2 protein-coding genes are annotated in these 3,014 nt (G+C 41.2%); one reads left to right on the plus strand and one right to left on the minus strand.

What is annotated here, in order from left to right:
* The first annotated feature begins 326 nt into the window (after positions 1–326).
* Positions 327–2,129, plus strand: coding sequence for an oligoendopeptidase F (gene pepF / locus BU200_RS10280; protein WP_075100034.1), 1,803 nt, complete (start codon positions 327–329; stop codon positions 2,127–2,129).
* Positions 2,130–2,386: 257 nt separating this feature from the next.
* Here pepF and BU200_RS10285 read toward each other — a convergent pair whose 3' ends face one another.
* On the minus strand, positions 2,387–2,863 hold the full coding sequence (locus BU200_RS10285) for a hypothetical protein (RefSeq protein WP_075100035.1): 477 nt from the start codon (positions 2,861–2,863) through the stop codon (positions 2,387–2,389).
* Positions 2,864–3,014 lie beyond the last annotated feature (151 nt).

A 3,014-nucleotide genomic window follows, 5' to 3' on the forward strand; every position in this document is an offset into this window, starting at 1 on the left:
AATACTACTCGCATGATGATTACCTCTTTGTCTTGAATGATGATTTGTTTTAGTGATTTCATTTTCAATACACGACGTCGGGCGTCCCACATACTTTGATAAAATTCTGCCTAAAACAAGTGTCTTGCCTGTTTTCACTACGACGTCAAGCGTCAAAAGGAAATACGACATAACAAGACACTTCTACTTTATCATAAAGAAAAAGTAGAGAAGCTATCTCCCGTCGGAGAATTCTTCTCTACTAAGCTTAGTATGTTTTCACTGTGTGCTTTTCACGCTCTCGTATCTTGTTTTATGATATAATAGGGGGACGGAGGTAAAACAAGATGACAAAACAACGTAAGGAAATTGATGAAAGATATCAATGGGATTTGACTACGATTTTTCCGACAGATGAAGCATGGGAAGCGGAACTCGTAGCCCTTCAAGCAGATGTAGAAGCGACTGCTGGTTTTGCGGGTCACCTACTCGATTCGGCTAAGAGCCTGCTCGAAATCAGTGAGAGCCAGCTGGAGCTTATGCGTCGCATGGAGACCCTGTATGTCTATGCGTCTATGAAAAATGACCAAGACACTCGGGAAGGAAAATACCAGGAATTTCAAGCCAAGGCCTTGGGACTGTATTCAGCGCTTTCACAAGCCTTTGCTTTCTATGAGCCAGAATTTTTAGCAGTGACAGAAGAGCAGCTAGCAGCTTTTATGGAAGAAGAACCTGCTCTGAAGCAATACAGCCACCAATTTGAGAAATTATTGGCAGGAAAGGCGCATGTCTTATCGCAGGAAGTAGAAGAGGTGCTGGCAGCAACCAGTGAAATCTTTAATGCACCATCAGAGACCTTTTCTGTCCTTGATAATGCAAGTATTTCTTTCCCAGAGATTATCAACGAAGAGGGAAACCTTGTGCCGCTCTCACACGGTAGCTACATTTCCTTTATGGAATCAAGCAATCGTAAGGTCCGTCAGGAGGCCTATGAAGCCTTGTACGGCACCTATGAACAATTCCAACATACCTATGCTAAGACTTTGCAATCAAATATCAAGGTCAATAACCTAAAAGCCCGCTTGCGGAAATACGATAGCGCTCGTCAGGCAGCCTTGGCTCAAAACTTTATTCCAGAGTCTGTCTATGATACATTGGTAGCAGCTGTTAATAAGCATTTACCGCTCCTACATCGCTATATCAACTTGCGTAAGACCTTACTCGGCATTGATGATTTGAAGATGTACGACATGTACACACCACTTTCTGATGTAGATTACAAATTCACCTATGAAGATGCTTTGGAAAAGGCGGCAGATACCTTGACCATTTTTGGTGATGCGTACAGTGCACAGGTGAAAGAAGCATTTGAGAATCGCTGGATTGATGTGTATGAGAATGAAGGGAAACGCTCTGGGGCTTATTCAGGTGGTGCTTATGATACCAATGCTTTCATGCTCTTGAACTGGCAGGATACCTTGGATAATCTCTATACTCTTATCCATGAAACAGGTCACTCACTTCATTCCATGTTTACTCGTAAGAACCAGCCTTATGTCTATGGTCATTATTCGATTTTCTTGGCAGAGATTGCTTCTACGACCAATGAAAATCTGTTGACAGAAAAATTATTATCGGAAGTGGAAGATGATAAGGCGCGCTTTGCTATTTTGAACCACTACTTGGATGGTTTCAGAGGGACAGTATTCCGCCAGACCCAGTTCGCTGAATTTGAACAGGCGATCTATAAGGCAGATCAAGAAGGGGAAGTACTGACAGCAGATTTCTTGAATCATCTGTATGCTACTATCAATGAGAAATATTATGGCTTGTCTGCCGAAGAAAATCCAGACATTCAATTTGAATGGGCTCGGATCCCACACTTCTATTACAACTTCTATGTCTATCAGTATGCGACAGGATTTGCGGCAGCATCTGCCCTCTCTCATAAGATTGTGCATGGAAGCCCAGAAGATAAGGAACATTATCTGGATTACCTGAAAGCAGGTAGTTCGGACTATCCACTCAATGTTATCAAAAAGGCTGGTGTCGATATGACCAAGGAAGACTACTTAAATGATGCCTTCAAGGTCTTTGAAGCCCGTTTGACAGAGCTAGAAGCCTTGGTAGAAAAAGGTGTTCATCTATAATAGGAAAAAGGGTTGGCGATTTGCCAGCCCCTCTAGCTCGAGTTCAATTCACTAAGATGTGAAGTCGAGAAAAAAACGAATGAAAACAGAAGACTGACGCCGTGTCTCGGGACACAAGAAAGTCTATCACTAAAGGGGTCACACCTGTAATCAGCTAAAGCTGAAACAGGTGTATCTTTTTCCCGAGGTTTTAGGCTGAACCCAATTACACAAGACACGAGGACGTTTGTCCAGAATTTCACCCGTTTTATAAGCTTTTACTTTTTAAACGCTTCATATAGGTGTTTATAAAGCTCTTTCCTTCCTTCTTTCTGAGAATTAAATTCTTCTTTTCCGTAGTCAAAATTTGCTACCACAAATCCCTCGTCATCAGTAGAAAAAGTAAAGAAGTCAATTCCAATTAATGTATTATGCTTAGCATCTTCTATGATCTTCTCCCCTAAACTATTGTTAAATTGTTTCACTTCTTCTTCACTAACTCCGAACCCCATAGCTGCTCCATCTTCAATGACCTTGGAAAAGACTTCTTCTGAAGATGTGGCTTCTTTTACCGTTATTAGGTAAATAGCATCTGCTGTTTCTACTTGTCGTACTTCCTTCCATTTTTTGGTATCACTAGAAGAAACCGTATAGACGGTTAAATCTACCGTAGGTTTAGTCAGATTTTCTTGTTTGATGACCTGCCGTCCGACTAAGAAAATGGCGAGTAGTCCAGCGACTACTATCAAAATAATAGATGGGGACCTCTAAAAACTTCCTAAATTTCCCCAAAATGAGATAATAGAATAAAAAGTAATGAGGAGATCTGTCATGCATTTATTCACAGACGATGAAAAAATCTTGTCAAAACTATCAGAGAAAGGCAATCCCTTAGAACGTTTGGAT

This window comes from Streptococcus acidominimus (genome assembly GCF_001921825.1).
Lineage (GTDB): Bacteria > Bacillota > Bacilli > Lactobacillales > Streptococcaceae > Streptococcus > Streptococcus acidominimus.